The following is an 18,263-nucleotide window of genomic DNA, read 5'->3' on the forward strand; positions in this document are numbered from 1 at the left end:
TTCCGTTCTCTTTTCGAGATAGTGTCAAAGCGCGTTCAGACGGCCGGCGCGCAAGAAGCCGCTCACTTCAGGGCGAGAGACCTTTTGCGATTCAAGCCAGCGAACCTGGCGTTCATTGTATTGCGGCGGCACGTCCGGACCCTCGTCCCCTCCGCCAGCTGAGAGACCGCGCGCGGCGGCCGTTTCGCTCACTTGCGAAGCCTGGCGATTGAGATTTACATTGGGATTGCGCTGCAAGTCGGCGACGCTAACCTGATTTTGCTGCGGCGGAAAAGGCGAAACAAATAGTTTCGAAACGTATTTGGTTGAACTGCCAACCTTGATCACGTAGAAGGCGCCTTGCTCGCCCTGTTCATTGAGCGGCTGACCGCGCTGCAGGGGAGCGCCGGCGCTGCCCATGCTTGGCTGGTCCAGCAGGCGCGCCGCCGGACTTACAACATAGACGGTGCGCGCCAGCAGGCCGCTGCCAGCCACAACGATAATCGCCGCAGCGGCTGCCAGGAGGCTACGGCGCGAAGCAAATTGGAACAACTTCATTGATATTCTCCCGGCCGGTGGGGTAGCACCGGCCATGCATGTCTAGACGATCGATTAGAGATGACAGTTCGGCTTCTTGCCCTGGGCCTGCGCCGCTTGATAGAGCAGGAAGTTCTCCGGCATTGCATCGTTCAGATCGCCAATTCGCGTTTCGTGCGACGGATGGGTGGAGGTGAACTCCATGGGATGGCTGCCGCCAGCAGCGGCCGCCATATTTTGCCACAGCTCCACGGCGCCAGTCGGCTTGAATCCGGCATTGGACATCAGCTCCAGACCGTAGAGATCAGCTTCGGATTCCTGACCGCGGCCAAAGGGCAACAGCAGCCCGTACTTTGCGCCAAGCTGTCCGGCCGTTACGGCGATATCTTTGTACTGCGAGTATTGCGATCCGCCCAGCGCCGCGCCTACTCCGCTGATCGCCTTGTCGGCAAGGCTGGAAGAGCGCTGTTGCCTGGCGCTATGACGCAGGTTGACGTGGCCAATTTCATGACCGATCACTGCCGCCAGCTGGTCCTGGTCGCGAGCTACTTGCAAGAGTCCGGTAAAGACGCCTATTTTGCCGCCGGGGATAGCGAAGGCGTTGATTGCATCGGTGCGAAAGACTACGATCTCCCACTGCCCTACGCCGGTATCATCGTGCGCCACTTGCAGCAGATTATTGGCAATGCACTTTACGTAAGCGTTGATGCGCGCATTGTTCTCAATGGTCATCTGCGACTTGAGTTCCGTAAAATACTGCGAGCCCTTGGCGCCCATCTCGGCGTCGCTTGGCAGCGTATACTTATCAATGATTGCGCAGGCCGGCAGGGTTGCCACCAGCGCCAGGGCAAGAAGGCGAATGCGGGTCATAGTTCGATTGCTCCGTGTTGATTGGGCCGCACAGGGCCGAAGCCGTTACTATGACAGCCGCCTGCAGGCCGGCAAGAAAAAAAGGCGCAGGCGTCTTGTTGTCGGCGCCGCCGCCGGATTCAGCCGCCGCCAAGTCGTGGTAGAATTACAGAGAAGAAGGCCAGCGAAGCGAGGGCGACGCCCCAGCCAACGCCCAGGAAAAGGTAGGCCAGATTCAGTACCGGGTTCGTATAGAGGGCGCGTACAAAGCCGCCAAAGCTGCTGGTTTCCAGTGCAATGCGCTCAAAGTCCTCGACCGAAGGCTTGTGGCTGCGCAGCTGCAAGAGCGCCGTGATCATCGAGAGGCGAATGCCAGCAAAACCCAGAAAGAAGGATACGGGCGCCAGCGCGGCGGTAATCAGGGCGTTCAGCGGACGTACGCCGGTCAAGAGAGCGCCCAGGCCGCCGCCCAGTGCGCGCAACCCGGCCCACCAGAGGAGGGCCTGCCGGATTTGCTCCAGTCGATCCGCTTCGCCGCGAAAAAACAGCACAGCCGATACAACCAGCAGCAGTGCGCCGCTGAGAACCCACTTCAGTATTTCCAGCCAGCGTCGACGCCGGGGCAGGCTGGAAAGCGACTGCAAATCAACCTGCGACCCATCCAGAAGTTCGCGCTCAATTCCCGGCAAGTGCCCGGCGCCAACAACCGCCACGATACGTTTCTTCCCGCTGCGTTGCAGCTCTTCGCGCAGCGATTGAGCCATAAAGCGGTCGCGCTCATCGATGATTACTTCGCGCACCGCTGCATAACGCGGCGGCAAATCATCAAGCAGCGTCTCAAAAACATCGCGCTGCTTGAGGTTTTCAATTTCTGTCGGGTCGATATCCTCGCGCACCAGCAGCGACGCAGCCAGAGACGAAGCCAGCCAGAGGCGCGAAAAGAAGCCGACTCGGTCCCAGGCGCGGGCCAGCGTCGATCGCACCTCGCGATCGATCAATGCCAGGGGGATCTTTCTTTTTGTAGCCAGCTCTGCAGCGCGCAGCATCTCCGCGCCGGGCGCCACGCCGGTCAATTCGCCAATGCGCTTCTGAAAGGCTGACAGCGCCAGGCTGCTGGCCAGAAGCCAGATCTTGCCTTCGCGGATGACGCGAGCCATATCCAGTTTGCGCCAGCGATCTTGATCGGTCAATGACTGGTAGCGCGGGGCGCACAGCTCGATCGCAACCAGGTCCGGTTTCAGCGCGGCGATCGCTGCCTCTACATCGGCGACGGATTCGGCGGACACGTGCGCCGTACCCAGCAGATGGATGACGCTGCGGCCCAGTTTTACCCGTCGCAGAGGCGCCTTTTTCAGTCGGGCCGCGGCTGCACGCGAAGCGCCGCTTCCGCCGGCCGACGAAGGGCGCGATTGGCGCCGCACGCCTGTCCCGGGCGACCTTACTTTAGCCTTCTGTACTGCCATTGCGTCCCAAGCAGCGGCAGCTTTCGCCGGAACCTCGCCAGGACCAGCGATTTTCATTGCCCTGTCGATGGCAGCGCGGCGTTGCAGTATCTGAGGGCCGAAAGACGAGCGCTGGCAAACGACTCGCCCCGGCCCAACGTAAGCGGGATGCAAGCCGATCCATTATTCAAAGGGGTGGTAGTGCACGTCGGCGTCGCCGAGTGGAAAGTGGCCGAAAAACCCGACGCCCTGCGCACCACTCTTGGTTCTTGCGTTGGCATTGCACTCTATTGCGAAAGGAAGGGCGTCGGCGGTCTGGCGCATGTGCTGCTCGGTCACCCGCAGCCTGGCAAGATCGTCAACAAAGGCAAGTATGCCAGACCGGCGGTGCAAGGGCTTGTGCAGGATTTGCAGCGCGAAGGCGTTGCCGCCGAAGATCTGAGGGCCAGAATATTTGGCGGGGCTTCAATGTTTGAAGCTCAGAATTCTTCCTTCTTGCAAAACATTGGCGCCGGCAACGTAAGCGCCGTGAAAGAAGCGCTTCAGGAATTGCACATCCCGCTGCTGATCGAAGATGTCGGCGGGACTGCAGGCCGTACGATCACCTTTTTTCTGGACGATGGTCGAATCCTGCTGCGCGCCAACGGCAAAGAGAAGTATATCTACAAGGTTTAAGTCCATGGAAGCAGCGGAACAAAGCGCCGCAATCAAAGCGGCCATCGATAAGCGCCTCGCCGATATCCAGCAATTGCCGCCGATGCCGGCCATGGCTTCGCGCATCTATTCCATGGCCTCCAATCCGGACGTGGACATCAAGGCTCTGGCCGAAGAGATCACGCGGGACCCAGCCATTACCGCAGCAATTATCAAGCTTTCCAATTCGGCTTACTACAAGCCGACGCGCCCGATTCGCAGCGTGCAGGAAGCGATTGTCACCCTTGGCCTTGAGACGGTGGCCAACATCGTAATGGTGGCGGCTTCGCGCGGACTGCTAAAAGTAAACCTCGATGCCTACAAGATTCCGGCTACCGAGATGTGGGATCACAGTTTGTTGGTCGCCGAGTTGAGCGGAGCGCTGGCGCGCATGAAGAAGGGATCGGCGCCGCCTGATGTCGCTTTCACCGCCGGCCTGTTGCACGATATTGGCAAGGTTACCCTGGTCAGCTACTTTCAGCAGGTCTATCGGCCCATCGCGATTGAAATGGAGCGCAACCCCTCGGCGACCTTCATTGCCATCGAAGAGAAGTATCTGGGCTACAACCACGCCCAGCTCGGCGCTCGCTTGCTTGAAATCTGGAAGTTTCCGCCTGATCTGGTGGATGCCGTGCGCAACGTTTACACGCCAGAAAAGGCGCAGGTCAACAAGGCGCTCTGCGCTATCATTCACATCGCAAATCTGGTGGCCATTGCCGGCGGAGTTGGCGTCGATATTGGCGGCCTCAGCGAGAAGTTGTCGGGCCAGGCGCTGGCCGCCCTGAAAATGACTGACTCCGAAATGGAAGCCCTCTACTCACACCTGCCGGAGCTGCTGGAAAAGCTGGTCGATCTTCGCTCGATCTGATTTCCCATTGGCCGGCAATGAATCATCCGCAGGAGAACATCGCCTTCATTGGCGCCCGCGGAGCTGGCAAGTCGCGGCTCTCGCGCAAGCTTGGCAAGCTCTGCGGCCGCGTCACACTTTCTACAGACAGCCTGATCAGCTACGAGGCTGGCGGCCTGACCATCGCCGAAATCGTCGCCGCCGAAGGATGGCATGGTTTTCGCCAGCGAGAATACCAATTGTTGCAGAAGTTCCTGGCGATGCGGCGCATTCTGATCGATTGTGGCGGCGGCATCCTGGTGGAGAGCGACGCACGCGGCGGAGAGGTTCTCTCGCAACGCAAGCTGCAATTGTTGCGGCAAACCGCAAACATTGTCTATATCAAGCGCAATCTGGAGTGGCTGCTGGAGCGCGGCCAGGCTGATGCTCTGCGACCGCAGTTGAGCGCCGACTATGAACAAACGTTGATGCGACGGTTGCCCTGGTATGAGGAAGCGGCGGATTTTACGCTGAATATGGACAGCCGCAGCCTGGACGAGGCCATGCTTGTGTTGCAGCGCGAATTTGGACTGCAGGCGCCGGGGCTGTGAGTTTTCCAGCGCCGGCCAATTTTCTATGGGGAGCGGCTACCGCCGCCTATCAAATTGAAGGCGCTCATGACGCGGATGGCAAGGGGCCTTCGGTCTGGGATGACTTTTCGCGCCGCGGCAAGATCAAGGGCCGGCAAAGCGGCGATCGCGCCTGCGATCATTACGCACGAATGAAGGAAGACGTTGGCCTGATGCGCGAGCTGGGTCTTGGCGCTTATCGCTTCTCGCTTTCCTGGCCGCGTATCCTGCCCGATGGAACGCTGCGCGGCGGCCTCAACCAGGCCGGCATCGATTTTTATAAGCGCCTCTGCGACGAACTCTTACAGAGTGGTATCCGTCCCTTTGCCACGCTTTACCACTGGGATACGCCGCTGGCCATCGAACAGCAAGGCGGCTGGCAAAACAGGGACATTGCACTGCGCTTTGCAGATTATGCGCAAATGTGCGTGGCGCAGCTTGGCGACCGCATCAAGGACTGGATTACGCTGAATGAGCCCTTGATGTTTACACTGCTGGGCTATGGCCTGGGCTATTTTCCGCCTGGCAAGTTTGGTCGCCGCAGCTTTTTGCGCGCTGCGCACCACGCCCTGCTGGCCCAGGGCTGCGCAGCGCAGGCCATGCGCGCTGTCCGCGTCGGTTTGCATCTTGGAACAACGATTTCCACCGTCGCCGGAACGGCGCACAGCCAACGCCCGCGCGACCAGCGCGCCCTCGCCGCCCATGACGCGCTCTTCAATCGTCTTTTTGTCGATCCGATATTCGGCGATGGCTATCCAACGGACGCCCTGCCCTGCCTGCGACGCATCGAATCCTTTGCAAAGGCCGGCGATCTGGAGACCATTCGGCAGCCCTTTGATTTTCTGGGCGTAAATCACTACTCGCGCAAGGTCGTTAAGTCGGCGCGCTATCTGCCCTGGATTGGCTTCCGGGAAAAACGCACGCCGCGCGGCGCGGAAAGGACGGCCATGGGCTGGGAGGTTTATCCGCCTGGATTTTATGATATCCTGATGAAATTCAGCAAATACGAAGCAATCCCGGCGTTGTATGTTACAGAAAATGGCGCAGCCACAGAAGACGAAGTCGCCGCCGACGGCGCGGTCCACGATGCCGCCCGACAGAGCTACCTGCAACGCTACATCGATCAGGCGCTGCGGGCGGCGCACGACGGCGGAAAGTTGCGCGGGTATTTTGTATGGAGTTTGTTCGACAATCTGGAGTGGCGCGAAGGCTACGACAAACGCTTTGGCATCGTCCGCGTCGATTTCCAGACGATGCAGCGCACGATCAAGGACAGCGGTCGCTGGTACGCAAAGCTGATCCGCGGCTGAGCTCCGGCGCCCGGCGCCTCTGGTTTCGCGGCAGCGATTTTTTTTGATCGGCCGTTCTTTATTTTTTGGCCGGCGTTGCCAGTGCGCCAAGAGCCTTCATTACTGAATCAAAGCCGCTACGCCAGCGTTCAAGCAGATCGGTGGAACTGGCGCGCTGCGCCTGATCGTTCATGTCTTTGGAAAACTGATTGTAGACCTGCTCCATCTGGATGATTTTTGATTCCAGATCCTCCAGCAACCGCCCGCCTTTTTCTTTGTCGGCGAAGTTTCCAAATTCGTATTTTACGATCTCTTCGCGTACATTGCCCTTGAAGAGAAGATGCAGCTCAACCTGCATGTACTTCTGGATCAGTGAAAAGCGCCCTTCTTTCTCCAGACGGCGGACGCTGACCCTGAGCTTCGCGTTCTTGAGCACGCGCAACGGACGAAACTTTGACGCGCGCTGCACCAGGTCATGATCCTCGGCCAGTTTCAGCGATTCGTCAAAGCCGCCCACGCGGCGGAAAAGCCGCGCGGATACAAAAATGCAGAATCCTGCGGCGCGCGGATTGAGATCCTGATTCATCTTTACCGAAAGATTGGCAAAGCGAAACATTACTTCGTCGAGCTTGAGATCTGATTTGGGCAGAAACTCGCAGGTTGCCAGGTCCAGAAAGCGATCGTTCATCTCTTTGAATGCGCTCTCCAGGAAGTCGGGCGGCAATTCAACGTCGGCATCGAAAAAGAAAAGAAAATCGCCCGTTGCCGCCTCGGCGCCGCGATTGCGTCCTGGCCCCGGCATGCCGCCGGGGACGACTTTTGCGCCGTACTTTTTTGCTATCTTGACTGTTTGATCCTTAGATCCGGCGTCAGCAACAATCGTCTCGAAATCCTGAAAGCTCTGCTTTTTCAACGATTCCAGGAGCACGGGCAGATCGATTTCTTCATTGAGTGCAGGAATGATAATGCTGATGGCTGGTCGCTGGCCCATGGCGGACTCCGGCAGGGATTTGGCGGAAAGCTGAATCGGGCCCTGGCAGGCACAACCAGAAATAGGGTCATCGGCCGCAGGCATTCGGGCTTGACCGGCGCCCTGAATCCTTGCTTCATTCAATCCATTGCGGCCATGGACTCCTTCCTCCGCTACTTCCACGACGACGGGCCTGGTTTTTCCGAACGGCGTTTCTATGTTCCTCCGGAAATCAGCGAGAAGCTGATGCGCCCCGAGGAAGCGGAGACGCGACTGGCCGCCGGCCAGAGCGCCGTTGACATCAGCGTCGATAAGTGGACGCGCATCCGCGAATTTCTGCGCTACCTGGAATCGATGTCCTTTCCCGATGTCTACTACCATCAGCTGGAAGGCCTGATTGGCTTTCGCACCTGCGCACTCTGTCTGGATAGCGTGGCGCGGGTCATCAGAGAGCGCGGACAGGTCAGTCATCAGTCAGAGAAATGCGAGCTTTGCGCGCTGGCGCCCATCGATCGCTGTCCCGACCGCGGCAGCGTCTATCTGGGCATCGAGGGCGTGCTGCACGAGTCGCGCGATTCCAGTCGCACCGGTCGAACCATCGCCAGCGTAGCCGCGGACTATCAGCGACTCTGCCAGCTGGTGGAAGGCATGGTCGCCAATCTTCAAGCGTGCTCCGTCCGCAGCTGATCGGCAAATCAGGATGTCGTTTTCGCAACGTCGGAAATCTCGCAGACCACATGAGCGCCGACGTAGCCGATGAGTAGCAAGAGTTGCGGCGGAAGATGAAATTCGATCATCGCCGAAGTTCGCTTCTCAATGGCGCAAAAGAATTCCAGGCGAGCGTCATGAGCTATGCGCCTTAGCTGATTGCGCACCGGCAACAAACGCCGCAGCAATTGGTCGAGGTGCTCATCCAGACGAGCCTGGGCAGTGAGCGACGAGTTCAATTGCCAGAGTCCGGGCCGCCCGGGCAGTCCCTGCACCGCCCGATCGGCATCCATATTGAGCAACAGATTGATATGATCAGGATTGAGGTCCTCGGCAGTGATCGTAAAGATACACCAGCCCGTAAAAGCCGGACCGCTATCGGCCGCCGCCTCGGAGGTCGAGGCCTCGGCCGGCGGCGATGGATTGGAATTTTGCTCGATCAGCGGAGCGCCGGCCAGCAATTCTTCAAGCAGCGTCTCTGTAACCATCCAGGCCGCACGTACTCCAAAAGTCTATGCCCTGCTGTCGCCCTCAATCTACTGGCTCGCGGCCAGCCTTGCGCACGCCGGAGGGAGCATGAGCGCGTCCAGCGACAGGGGTCTTCTGATTATCGGCAACGGCGTAACCGGAATTTCAGCCGCGCGCCGCGTCCGACAGCTGGCGCCAGAGACGGCGATCCGCATTGTAGCAGACGAATGCTCTCACTTCTTTTCGCGCACGGCGCTGATGTATATTTACATGGGGCACATGCGCCAGATCGACACCGAACCCTACGATCGCCAGTTCTGGGCAAAGAACCGCCTGCAGCTGATTCAGGACCGGGCGACTGCCATCGATCCAGCTGCCGGCCGGGCGCAGCTGGCTTCCGGCGCTGCGCTGGACTACGATTTCCTGCTGCTGGCCACCGGGGCGCGCTACAACCGCTTCGGCTGGCCGGGTCAGGACCTGCAGGGCGTCCTCGGGCTCTATTCGCTGAGCGACCTGCAGGAAATCGAGAAGTACAGCGATGGACGCCTGCAGCAGGCGGTCCTGGTAGGCGGGGGCCTGATTGGCGTCGAACTGGCTGAAATGCTGCACAGCCGCGGCGTGCAGGTTACAATGCTGGTGCGCGAAAAGGGCTACTGGGGCAACATCCTGCCGCCCGAGGAATCGCAGCTGGTGGAGGGCGAGCTCCTGCGTCACGGCATTGTGCTGCGACTGGAAACAGAGCTGGCCAGCATCGAAGGCGATGCTAGCGGACGCGCCGCTGCAGTACGTACCACAGCCGGGGAGCGGCTGCCCTGCCAGATGGTCGGTCTGACCGCCGGCGTCAGTCCCAACCTCGACCTCGCGCGTCAGATTCCGGGCTTGCAGCTGCGTCGCGGCATCGTTGTGGATCGCTGGCTGCGCACCAACTTGCCAGGAATCTTTGCCGCCGGGGATTGTGCCGAGCTCAGCGAAGATCGCGCCACAGCGGGACGCGTTGAACAATTGTGGTACACCGGTCGGATGCAGGGCGAGGCCGCCGCCAACTCCATTGGCTGGATGCTGAAGCGCAAGGCCTCCTTCCAGCAACTCCCAGAGCTTGCCGCTCCCTATGAACGCGGTATCTGGTTTAACAGCGCCAAGTTCTTTCATCTCGAATACCAGACCTACGGCCAGGCGCCGGCAGAGCCCGCGCCCGGCCGGAGCCATGTCTGGGTGGATGCCAGACGTCGACGCTTGATTCGGCTCTACTGGGACGAAAGCGGCGCTATCAGCGGCTACAACTTCATGGGGCTGCGCTTTCGACAGCAGACCTGCAGCGATTGGATTGCGGCGCAAAGGCCGTGGCGAAGGGTCGCCGAGCAATTACGCGAGGCGGCCTTCGATCCGGAATTCAGCGCCGATTTTCATGGCTCCTTCATGCAATCCCTGGGCGCACTGAGTGCAACGCACTGACCAATTGGAGGCAATCATGACTACAATTGCAGAGAACAACTGGATGCACCCCGGCCGACTGCCCGCCTGGCTGGCGCCGCTGTTGCTAATTTGCGGCGGCTTGCTGGGCATCGCCTTGCCTCTGTCCAGTCTGTTCTGGCCCGGATCGCTCTCGCCGCCGGCCCTGTGGTTGAGTCTCTGCCTGGACCTGCTGGCCGCCGGCGCGCTGATTCATTTTGCGCGCCGCTCGCTGCAACGCGAAGCGGGCATTGACAATGACAATATCGTTCGCTCCGCAATCAGCGCCCGCGGCGCCGTCGCCTGGCTTTGTGCGCTGGCGCTCACCGGATTGTATACGATCATTTACTTTGGACGACAGCTGCCCCTTGGCCCTTCGAAAACGCTGCACGATTGGATGGCGGCGCATGTTTACCTCTGGTTTTCACCCCTATCGCAGGCGCTGCGCGCCGCGCCAGCCGATGAATGGTTCTTCTACTCGACGCTCTATACTTTTGCAGTACTGGTTTTTGCGGCGCGCATGCTCCTGAAGTACCGCCACAATCGCTATCAGATCCTGCGCACCATATCCGTAGGCGCCTTCCAGCTGGGCTTTGGCTACATGATTCCTTATCTGTTGATTCGCTTCCAGCAGCCGGAGCACTTTTTCAGCTACTTCTGGCCGCTGAAGGCCGAGTATCTGGCGCCCGACCACTGGCTGCCGGCGCTATCGCAGGGCGCCCAATCGCCGGCGCTCTGGTTTCTGGGTTTTGGCGCGATGATGAGCTTCGTGGCCACGCCGCTTTTGACCATGCGTTTTGGCAAACGCTGGTACTGCTCGTGGGTCTGCGGCTGCGGCGGCCTGGCCGAAACGATGGGCGATCCCTTTCGACAGCTCTCCAGCAAATCGCTTTCCGCCTGGCGTCTGGAGCGCTGGCTGATCCACAGCATCCTGGCGGCAATTGTTATAAGCACGGCCGCACTGTGGATCAATTCCGTAAGCGGCGGCAAACTGCTGGGACAATTCTCAGGGGTGCTTGCCAATGCTTATGGCTTTTACATCGGGAAGATTTTTGCCGGCGTCATTGGCGTGGGCTTTTACCCGCTGCTGGGCAGTCGCGTCTGGTGTCGCTTTGGCTGTCCGATGGCCGCCATCCTGGGTTTTTTTCAGCGCTTCCTCTCTCGCTTTCGCATAACGACCAACGGCGGTCAGTGCATTAGCTGCGGTAATTGTTCAACCTACTGCGAAATGGGCATTGATGTGCGCTGGTATGCGCAGCGCGGTCAGAACATTGTTCGCTCTTCTTGTGTCGGTTGCGGAGTTTGCGCCGCGGTGTGTCCGCGCGGCGTGCTGCGCCTGGAAAACGCGGCCATGGCTGGCCGACTTGCAACGCCGCCGATGGTTGAGCTGCGCTAGCGACAGCCCTCGCCCTCGAAATAGAGCGGGTGACGCATGAAGCGCGAAGAACGTCGACAGCCGGCGGAATCATAGAAGATCTGCAACAATTCGCTATCCTGATAAGCCAGGCGACAGCGGCAGCTGCCAGCGCCGCTGGAGCTGCAGGACTGCACAGTGATGTCCGACAGAACCTGATCGATCTGATTGTAACGAAAGGGAGGCGTAGCGCCGCGTTCGCCATCCAGATAGAGCAGCTGCAGCGAAATCGAGGTCATGCGCTGTAGAAACTCGCGCCGCACCGAATCGCTCACCGCCGCCTGACAGTCGCCAGCCGCTGCGAACTCCAGATCACATAGAAAGGTTTGTCCAACCTGCTCCAGGGTGCACACGGCTCCGACACTGGCGACCGGCGCCGAGGCTGTTATGGCTTCGCCAGGGGCGGAAGCGCCCGCCGCGCAAGAAGCGCCCAACAGCAGAAGAACAAGCAGCGCCGGCGCGCGCCCCAAAGCCCCATTCCAGCGCCGAGGCCGACAGGCGGGAAAAGCAATCCTGAAACTTGTGGACATCGAGCTTACTCCGTTACGATTCTGGGCAACGTTGCATTCAATCGCGTTGTCACTTCGTAATTGATGGTTCCGGTCAGCGCGGCCAAGTGATCGGCGCTCAGCTCTTCCTCGCCTTGACGGCCAATCAACACTGCTTCATCGCCGGGGCGCGCCTCCGGTATGTGCTGTATATCGACGATCAGCATGTTCATCATAACACGCCCAACCAGCCGCGCCCGACGGCCGCGGATCAGAACATAGGCGCCGCGGTTGGACAGAGCGCGTTCGTAGCCCTCATAGTAGCCCACGGGAATCACTGCCAGACGCGTCTCGCTTTCCAGCTGTACCGTGCAACCATAGCCAACGCTTTCCCCGGCCGCTACGGTTTTGATCATGGCAATGCGCGCCAACCAGCGCAGCGCCGGGCGCAGTTCCGGCAATCGGCCGTAAATAGAAAGGGCGGAGAGTCGGGTCTGTGGACTGGCCCAGAGACCGTAGAGAGAGATCCCGGCGCGCACCAGATCCAATCGCGATTCGGGAAGGATGACCAGGGCTGCTGAGGCGGCGGCATGCCACAGCAGGCGTCGCTGGCCTGCAGCTTCGGCGACGGCAGCGCGCTCTTCCTCAAAGCGCTGCAACTGTCGCCGCGCCGTGCGCTGATCGCTAACGTCTTCCACGTCGGCAAAGTGGGTCATGACTCCGACCCAGGGCGCCGCCGGTTGTGCTGCCAGCATTTGCAGGCATGCTTGCCAGCCGCTGCGGTCGGCGCCCAGACGGGAGAGGCCAGTATCCAGCTTCAAATGAAGCGGCGGCGTAATTGGCCAGACCAGGGCCTGCTGCAGGGCCTCCGGACTGGAAACGACGATCTCCGGCAAGGTCAGCGCGGAATTCTGACTGAGCCAGGCGGCAAGCTCTTCAAATTCGAGCCCGGCCAGGCCCATGATCAGACAGGGCGTATGCGCATCCACCTGGCGTAATCGCAGGAATTCGCCAAACGAATTAACGCCAAAGGCGCGGACCCGTCCTCGCAAAATTCCAGCCGCTTCTTCGAGGCCATGGCCGTAGGCGTTGGATTTAATGACCGCCAGGAATATGCTCTCCGGCGCCAGGGACTGCAGGGCGTCCACATTAGCCAGCATCGCGCTGCGACTGATCTCGATGCGGCTTGCCTGCATGCCAGGGACCAGAGCCATCCAGGCGTTTTTTGTTGCAATGCGAATCGGCTTCCAGACCCTGCCCGTTCCCGCTTCTGGAACCTCCGGCCAATGAAGCGGCGGTCCCTATTTATGAAGAAAGTCCGTACCTCCAAGAAAGTGCGCAATCGCGTAGCCAGTAAGCGGCATGCGCGCAGCCTGCGCAGCCGAGCCAAGCAAGCCCACCGTCGCGGCGTCGGCTACAAAGACCTGGAACAAGCCGAAGGCTAATTTTACGGCGCTGATCGCTTTTCCCGCCAGGACTGAGGTTCTCGACTGTTGTAAGAATCTGAGCGTCTAAACGGCGGATTTCGCTCAGGCTTCGCGAATTGCTCGTCGTATCTATTGATAAGGCGCAGCGGGAAGCAGACGCCCCCCAGGCGAAGACCGCGCGAACTTGAGGCGAGGCATGTTAGACTGGATTACCAAGCACCGGCGATTTTTGATTCTGCCGGTCGATGCCGCCCTTACGATCCTGGCCTACTTCGCCGCCAACTCCTTGCGCTTTGATCAGATCCTGCCCGAGCAATGGGAGGCTTTCCCCGGCTACAGTGAGGTGCTGCGGACGCTGGCGGTCCTTGTGGGATGCCAGCTTTTGGCCCTCGTCTTTGTCGGGCTCTATCGCAGCCTCTGGAGCTACGCCTCAATCCACGATCTGGTGCAAATCCTGAAAGGCGTTTCCATTGGCACGCTGGTCGGAATCTGTGCGCTCTTTCTCTACAATCGACTGGAAGGCGTCTCACGCAGCGCTCTGGTACTGGATGGCGTATTGCTATTCTTGTTGATCAGCTTTCGCAGCTTCAGCTGGCGCATCGTACGCGATTTGCTGCTTACGCCGATGCCGCGCAACGCCCGGCGCACATTGCTGGTAGGCGCCGGACTGGCCGCAGTACGCTTGATGCGCGAACTGCGCAATGAACCCGATAGCGAGTACAACCCCGTGGGCCTGGTGGATGACGATCGGGCCAAGAGCGGAGGACTGCTGCAGGGACTGCCAGTACTTGGTCGTCCGGATGATCTGCCCCGTTTGATCCGCCAGCTGAACATTGAAGCCGTTTTGCTCACGGAAAAATTACCGGCGGCGAGGGTTCGCGCTATACACCGCGACTGTGAAGAGGCCGGCGTTTCAACCAAGACGCTGCCGCCGCTGCGCGATATGCTGAACCGGCCGCGCATTGGCGGTGCGCTTCGCGAATTGACGGTGGAGGATTTGCTGGGTCGCGATGTGGTCGATCTCGACAATAGCGAGATCCATACGGCCCTTTCAGGCAAGACCATCTTGATCACCGGCGCCGGCGGTTCGATTGGCAGCGAGGTATGCCGTCGCTTGCTGCAGTGTCAGCCGGCAGCGATGGTTCTGGCTGAGCAGGCTGAAACGGCGCTCTACGAAATCGACTATGAGCTACGCAACGTGCAGCCCCCGGAAAAGGGCGCAAGAATGCCGCGCATCGTTTCGATCATCGCTGATATTCGCGACCCCCGGGCCCTGGATCGTATCTTTCGTGAGTTTGAAATCCAGGTCGTTTTCCATTGCGCCGCCTACAAGCACGTGCCAATGATGGAACTGAATTCCGCCGAGGCCATTTACAACAACGTGATTGGCACCGTGCGTTTGGCCGAGGCCGCTCGCGATGCCGGCGTCGATCGCTTCGTGATGATCTCCACCGACAAGGCGGTAAATCCAGTCAATATCATGGGCGCCAGCAAACGCATCGCCGAACTCTACATTCAGAACCTTGCGCGCACTACGGATACCTGCTATATCACAGTGCGCTTTGGCAATGTGCTGGGTTCCAGCGGTTCGGTTATTCCGCTCTTTTCTCGACAAATCGCCGAGGGCGGTCCGGTAACGGTCACGCATCCGGATATCATTCGCTACTTCATGACCATTCCTGAGGCCGCCGGACTTGTTATTCAGGCCGGCGCCATGGGCAAAGGCGGAGAGATCTTCATTCTTGATATGGGCGAACCGGTACGTATCAAGGACCTTGCCGAAGATATGATTCGATTTGCCGGACTTGTGCCGCATAAAGATATAGAGATCCGCTACGTTGGACTGCGACCAGGCGAGAAACTCTTTGAGGAATTGCTGCTTGATGGCGAGGGCGTCCAACCCACGCATCACAGAAAGATCCACATTGCGATGTCGCGCATGTTCAGCCTCGCTGAACTGCGGCGTCTGATTGACGAGCTGGCGCGCGCTGCTGCTCGCGGCGACCGCATGCTGATCGATGCGCGCATCGCCGACATCGTGCCGGAATACAAGCCGGTCTACAGTCTGGGAGCGCAGGCTGAGCTTGACCTACGGCTCAAGCAGGAAAGCAGCAGGTTGGACGCCGAAGAGAGCGCTGCGACAGAACCAAAGGAAGGACAGCGCCGCGAAGATCGTCCATAGCAGAACCAGCGCACTCTGCGGGCGAAAGGCGCGCCAGGACGCGAAACGCACGCAGGCCAGTGCGGCCGCGCCGGGCAAGAACAACCGCGCCAGATTGGCAAACTCCAGATAATATTCGGCGCTGGCCCGGCTCAAGAGAAAGACAGCCTGCAGCGTGCATAACAATGCAGCAAGGTCGCGCCACTGTTCGTCGCTCAGAACCAACGAGCGCCGGCGCCAGATCACAGTACACAGACGCAAAGCGGTCCACGCCGACCAGACTGTTAGCAGCGGCAGCATCAGAACACAGAGACTGCGTCCTGAAAAAAGCGCATCCGGGGCGCTCCAGTAGTCGCGCCAGGCGGAAAAGGGCGCTGCGCCATGTGTGGCGGCCAGAGCCAGACTGAATCCAGAGTAGCGCCACCAGAGGAGCAGAACCGCCAGCGGCAGAAGCGCCACGGCAGTTGAAAGCCATTGCCAGCGTTGCAAGGCTGCCCGCCGCAGGGAGAACCACAATAGCGGCGCCATTGCCAGCGCGCCGCAAAGAGCAGTTTCCTTTGCCAGTACGGCGCTGGCCCCGGCCAGGCCGGCGATCAACAAAGTATATCCTGGATGCGGCATCGGCGGCTGTGCATTGTCGTTGAGCTGAGTGCGCAATTGTAAGAGTAGATGCAATGTGGCGGCGACGCAGGAAAGAGCCAACCAGTCGGCCAACGATAGCGATAGCGATAGCAGTGCAATGGGATTCAGAGCGATGGCCGCGATTTTCAAGACCGCGCTATGCGATCGATCGCTGCTTAGCACCAGCAGCATTGCAAGAAACGCCGCAAGAAGCGTGAGCGCGGGGAAGCCAAAAACCAGGGCTTCGGCGCCAGCCAGGCGTCGTAGCGGCGCCAGTAACAACGGCATCAAAATACGCGATCGACGGAATGCATCGGAGTCCAGCTGCGCCGAGCCTGCTCCAGAGAGTTCGCTGGCCAGATAAAAATAGAACTGACCATCATAGCCTCCGGAGGCATAGACCAGCGCTTCGGGCGGCAGCATTGTATAATTGGCTCTGGCAAAGCACGCGGCCGGCGGCGCACAACCAAACCCGATCCAGGCGCTGGCATCGCCGTAGCGCAGTGCACGGGCGATCATCGGCAGCGAGGCCAGCGACAACAAAGCAAGTATCCAGAGAACTCGACGCAACCATGCGCCGGACGGATCAGTCATGAATCAATTCGGCGCGCAAATCGTCATGGAGTCTGACCTGCCGCTGGCAGGAAGGACAGGCATAGTCGCCTGATTGTGGAGCGCGCAAAGTCGCCTGACAGGCGGGGCAGACAAATGCAATGACCTGCCGCAGCAGTACGCTACGATTGGATGGCGGCGGACCAAACATCGAGAATACCGGCAGCGTGGCAGAGCTGATTTCGACGGCGCTCACGCGCAGATCGCTTTCCGAATCAAGGTCAGAACAAAGACGCGCAAGCTCCATAACGCCTTCGGGCAGCGCATAGCTCAAATGAGAGCAGTCTAACATGATCTCGCCGGCCCCTGCCGCAGTAAGGCTGCGCAGTTCGCGCGCGATCTGTCGGGCGCCATCTGCATCCAGGGCGCCTTCAATCTTCAATATGAATTGATCTCCCATGCTCCCCGCCGGACCTTGATTTTCGAGGCGCAGTCCAGACCCTCTCTGGCGTCGAGGCTCGCGGAAGTGGATCATGTCGGCAATTCCGAAACCCCGCTTGTATCTGGGCTGGATAAAAGAAATCCTGTTTTGTCTGCTATTCCTCTTACAATGGCCGATTGCCATTTTCTTTCGACAACGCAGCTGGCAGGGACGGCGCAAGGAAAGCCTGATCCTGCTGGGCGATCTCGGCGCCTCGCCGCTGATCTACTGGCGACTTGCCGGCGCACTCCATCGCCTGGGCTTCACCGTTCACGTCTACTGCTGCGCCAGCATCCTTCGCGGAATCGGGGCGCAATCTCGCGAAATCAGCGATTGGCTGGCCCAGAAGGGCGTAACCGGAGGCATCTTGCTGGGTCACGGCGCCGGAGCGCTGGCCGCGTTGAGTCTGCCTGATGCCGGGCGGCAGCGCATCCAGCGACTGATCACGCTGGCCGCCCCCTTTCATGGTTCGCGGCTCTTTCTGGCCCTGCCCTTTGTTCCGGCCTTGCGCGATGTAGCGGCCGGAAGCGACTTCCTGCTGCTGCACCGTATGAACGCCCTGCTCTTTGCAAGTTTTGATCCCTTCTGTGCGTGGCAGGATCAATGGATTGTGCCCTTCAATCTTGCACTCTTCGGCCAGGGTCGCGATCTGATCGTAGACCAGGTAGGTCACTATAATCTCGCGCTGGGTGCAGAGAACATCGAGGTGATCAAAGAATTTCTGTCGGAACGGTATCCGGATCCAGGCGGCGCCGGGCAGATGGCTCGCCAGAGTGCAGCGCCGAGCGGCGGCAAAGACAGGACGCCAGCGGTCTCGGGAAAAAGTGACCGACAACGGGCGCCGCGCCGTCCAAAGCCTAAAAAGAGTGTGGCGCGACGAGGCGCGCGGCGATGAGCGCCGCGCTTACTGTTGCCGAAGCGCAGCAACGCGTTGACCATTTCATCCGTAGTTTTCCGCAGGGTTATTTTTCTGAACTGGCAAACCTTGCCCGACTTACGGAAGAGGCGGGCGAGCTGGCGCATATCTTGCTGCGGCGTTGCGGACCGCTGAGGCCCAAGCCTGAGGATCGCATCAGCGCGGAAGATCTTCGCAACGAGATGGGCGATGTTTTGTTCACGCTGATCTGTCTGGCAAACCAGCAATCCATCGATCTGGGACAGGCGCTGCTCGCGACCATTGACCGGTACAATCTACGCGATCGAGATCGACATCATTCGCCTCCGCAGTCAGCCGGCGATCAGTCTATCGACTAACTGAATTTCACTCGACCAGGCGGGCG

The 18,263-nt window shown here is 59.7% G+C and carries 20 protein-coding genes; 11 read left to right on the forward strand and 9 right to left on the reverse strand.

The features are described from left to right. Positions 1-24: 24 nt before the first annotated feature. From K1X75_10495 to K1X75_10505, 3 genes are all read right to left on the reverse strand, one after another. Positions 25-537, reverse strand: coding sequence for a hypothetical protein (locus tag K1X75_10495; GenBank protein MBX7058482.1), 513 nt, complete (start codon positions 535-537; stop codon positions 25-27). A 54-nt stretch (positions 538-591) separates the two neighbouring features. Then, positions 592-1,386, reverse strand: a complete 795-nt coding sequence (locus tag K1X75_10500) for a M48 family metallopeptidase (GenBank protein MBX7058483.1) — start codon at positions 1,384-1,386, stop codon at positions 592-594. 119 nt (positions 1,387-1,505) lie between these two features. Then, the gene (locus K1X75_10505; protein ID MBX7058484.1) at positions 1,506-2,828 is read right to left on the reverse strand and encodes a TraB family protein; all 1,323 of its coding nucleotides are present in this window, start codon (positions 2,826-2,828) and stop codon (positions 1,506-1,508) included. Positions 2,829-2,975: 147 nt separating this feature from the next. Here K1X75_10505 and K1X75_10510 point away from each other — a divergent pair, with 147 nt between their 5' ends. Genes K1X75_10510 through K1X75_10525 form a run of 4 tightly spaced genes read left to right on the forward strand, consistent with a single transcriptional unit; the run spans position 2,976 to position 6,265 of the window. Then, the gene (locus K1X75_10510) at positions 2,976-3,482 is read left to right on the forward strand and encodes a chemotaxis protein CheD (protein ID MBX7058485.1); all 507 of its coding nucleotides are present in this window, start codon (positions 2,976-2,978) and stop codon (positions 3,480-3,482) included. A 4-nt stretch (positions 3,483-3,486) separates the two neighbouring features. After that, positions 3,487-4,368: an HDOD domain-containing protein gene (locus K1X75_10515; GenBank protein ID MBX7058486.1), complete on the forward strand. Its 882-nt coding sequence runs from the start codon at positions 3,487-3,489 to the stop codon at positions 4,366-4,368. Between the two features lie 17 nt (positions 4,369-4,385). Next, positions 4,386-4,937: a shikimate kinase gene (locus K1X75_10520; protein ID MBX7058487.1), complete on the forward strand. Its 552-nt coding sequence runs from the start codon at positions 4,386-4,388 to the stop codon at positions 4,935-4,937. After that, the gene (locus K1X75_10525; GenBank protein ID MBX7058488.1) at positions 4,934-6,265 is read left to right on the forward strand and encodes a beta-glucosidase; all 1,332 of its coding nucleotides are present in this window, start codon (positions 4,934-4,936) and stop codon (positions 6,263-6,265) included. The genes K1X75_10520 and K1X75_10525 overlap by 4 nt, the downstream gene beginning before the upstream one ends. 58 nt (positions 6,266-6,323) lie before the next feature. On the opposite strand, the gene K1X75_10530 is transcribed toward K1X75_10525, so the two are convergent. Next, positions 6,324-7,235, reverse strand: coding sequence for a glycosyltransferase (locus tag K1X75_10530; GenBank protein ID MBX7058489.1), 912 nt, complete (start codon positions 7,233-7,235; stop codon positions 6,324-6,326). A 135-nt stretch (positions 7,236-7,370) separates the two neighbouring features. Between K1X75_10530 and K1X75_10535 the strand changes: the two genes are divergently transcribed. Beyond that, on the forward strand, positions 7,371-7,901 hold the full coding sequence (locus K1X75_10535) for a hypothetical protein (protein ID MBX7058490.1): 531 nt from the start codon (positions 7,371-7,373) through the stop codon (positions 7,899-7,901). An 8-nt stretch (positions 7,902-7,909) separates the two neighbouring features. Here K1X75_10535 and K1X75_10540 read toward each other — a convergent pair whose 3' ends face one another. Next, a complete protein-coding gene (locus tag K1X75_10540) occupies positions 7,910-8,410 on the reverse strand; it encodes a DUF4279 domain-containing protein (protein MBX7058491.1) in 501 nt (166 codons plus the stop codon). Positions 8,411-8,498: 88 nt separating this feature from the next. Between K1X75_10540 and K1X75_10545 the strand changes: the two genes are divergently transcribed. Both K1X75_10545 and K1X75_10550 read left to right on the forward strand, forming a co-directional pair. Continuing rightward, positions 8,499-9,842 (forward strand): NAD(P)/FAD-dependent oxidoreductase, encoded by a 1,344-nt coding sequence (locus K1X75_10545; GenBank protein MBX7058492.1) that lies wholly within the window; start codon positions 8,499-8,501, stop codon positions 9,840-9,842. A gap of 43 nt (positions 9,843-9,885) precedes the next feature. After that, the gene (locus K1X75_10550) at positions 9,886-11,235 is read left to right on the forward strand and encodes a 4Fe-4S binding protein (protein ID MBX7058493.1); all 1,350 of its coding nucleotides are present in this window, start codon (positions 9,886-9,888) and stop codon (positions 11,233-11,235) included. Here the strand turns inward: K1X75_10550 and K1X75_10555 are convergent. Both K1X75_10555 and alr read right to left on the reverse strand, forming a co-directional pair. Then, positions 11,232-11,606: a hypothetical protein gene (locus tag K1X75_10555; GenBank protein ID MBX7058494.1), complete on the reverse strand. Its 375-nt coding sequence runs from the start codon at positions 11,604-11,606 to the stop codon at positions 11,232-11,234. The genes K1X75_10550 and K1X75_10555 overlap by 4 nt on opposite strands. Positions 11,607-11,788: 182 nt before the next feature. Next, a complete protein-coding gene (gene alr / locus K1X75_10560) occupies positions 11,789-12,955 on the reverse strand; it encodes an alanine racemase (GenBank protein MBX7058495.1) in 1,167 nt (388 codons plus the stop codon). Positions 12,956-13,048: 93 nt separating this feature from the next. Here alr and K1X75_10565 point away from each other — a divergent pair, with 93 nt between their 5' ends. Next, positions 13,049-13,186: a hypothetical protein gene (locus tag K1X75_10565; GenBank protein ID MBX7058496.1), complete on the forward strand. Its 138-nt coding sequence runs from the start codon at positions 13,049-13,051 to the stop codon at positions 13,184-13,186. 178 nt (positions 13,187-13,364) lie between these two features. Then, positions 13,365-15,350: a polysaccharide biosynthesis protein gene (locus tag K1X75_10570; GenBank protein ID MBX7058497.1), complete on the forward strand. Its 1,986-nt coding sequence runs from the start codon at positions 13,365-13,367 to the stop codon at positions 15,348-15,350. On the opposite strand, the gene K1X75_10575 is transcribed toward K1X75_10570, so the two are convergent. Both K1X75_10575 and K1X75_10580 read right to left on the reverse strand, forming a co-directional pair. Continuing rightward, a complete protein-coding gene (locus K1X75_10575; protein ID MBX7058498.1) occupies positions 15,258-16,544 on the reverse strand; it encodes a hypothetical protein in 1,287 nt (428 codons plus the stop codon). The two genes, K1X75_10570 and K1X75_10575, sit on opposite strands and share 93 nt — an antisense overlap. Next, complete coding sequence (locus tag K1X75_10580) at positions 16,537-17,037, reverse strand: hypothetical protein (GenBank protein MBX7058499.1); 501 nt, start codon at positions 17,035-17,037, stop codon at positions 16,537-16,539. Before K1X75_10580 ends, K1X75_10575 begins: the two co-directional genes overlap by 8 nt. On the opposite strand from K1X75_10580, the gene K1X75_10585 reads away from it, so the two are divergent. Both K1X75_10585 and K1X75_10590 read left to right on the forward strand, forming a co-directional pair. Beyond that, positions 17,036-17,878 (forward strand): hypothetical protein, encoded by an 843-nt coding sequence (locus K1X75_10585; protein ID MBX7058500.1) that lies wholly within the window; start codon positions 17,036-17,038, stop codon positions 17,876-17,878. The genes K1X75_10580 and K1X75_10585 overlap by 2 nt on opposite strands. Beyond that, a complete protein-coding gene (locus K1X75_10590) occupies positions 17,875-18,237 on the forward strand; it encodes a nucleotide pyrophosphohydrolase (protein MBX7058501.1) in 363 nt (120 codons plus the stop codon). Before K1X75_10585 ends, K1X75_10590 begins: the two co-directional genes overlap by 4 nt. Positions 18,238-18,263 lie beyond the last annotated feature (26 nt).

It is taken from the genome of Leptospirales bacterium (assembly GCA_019694655.1).
Classification (GTDB): Bacteria; Spirochaetota; Leptospiria; order Leptospirales; family Leptonemataceae; genus SSF53.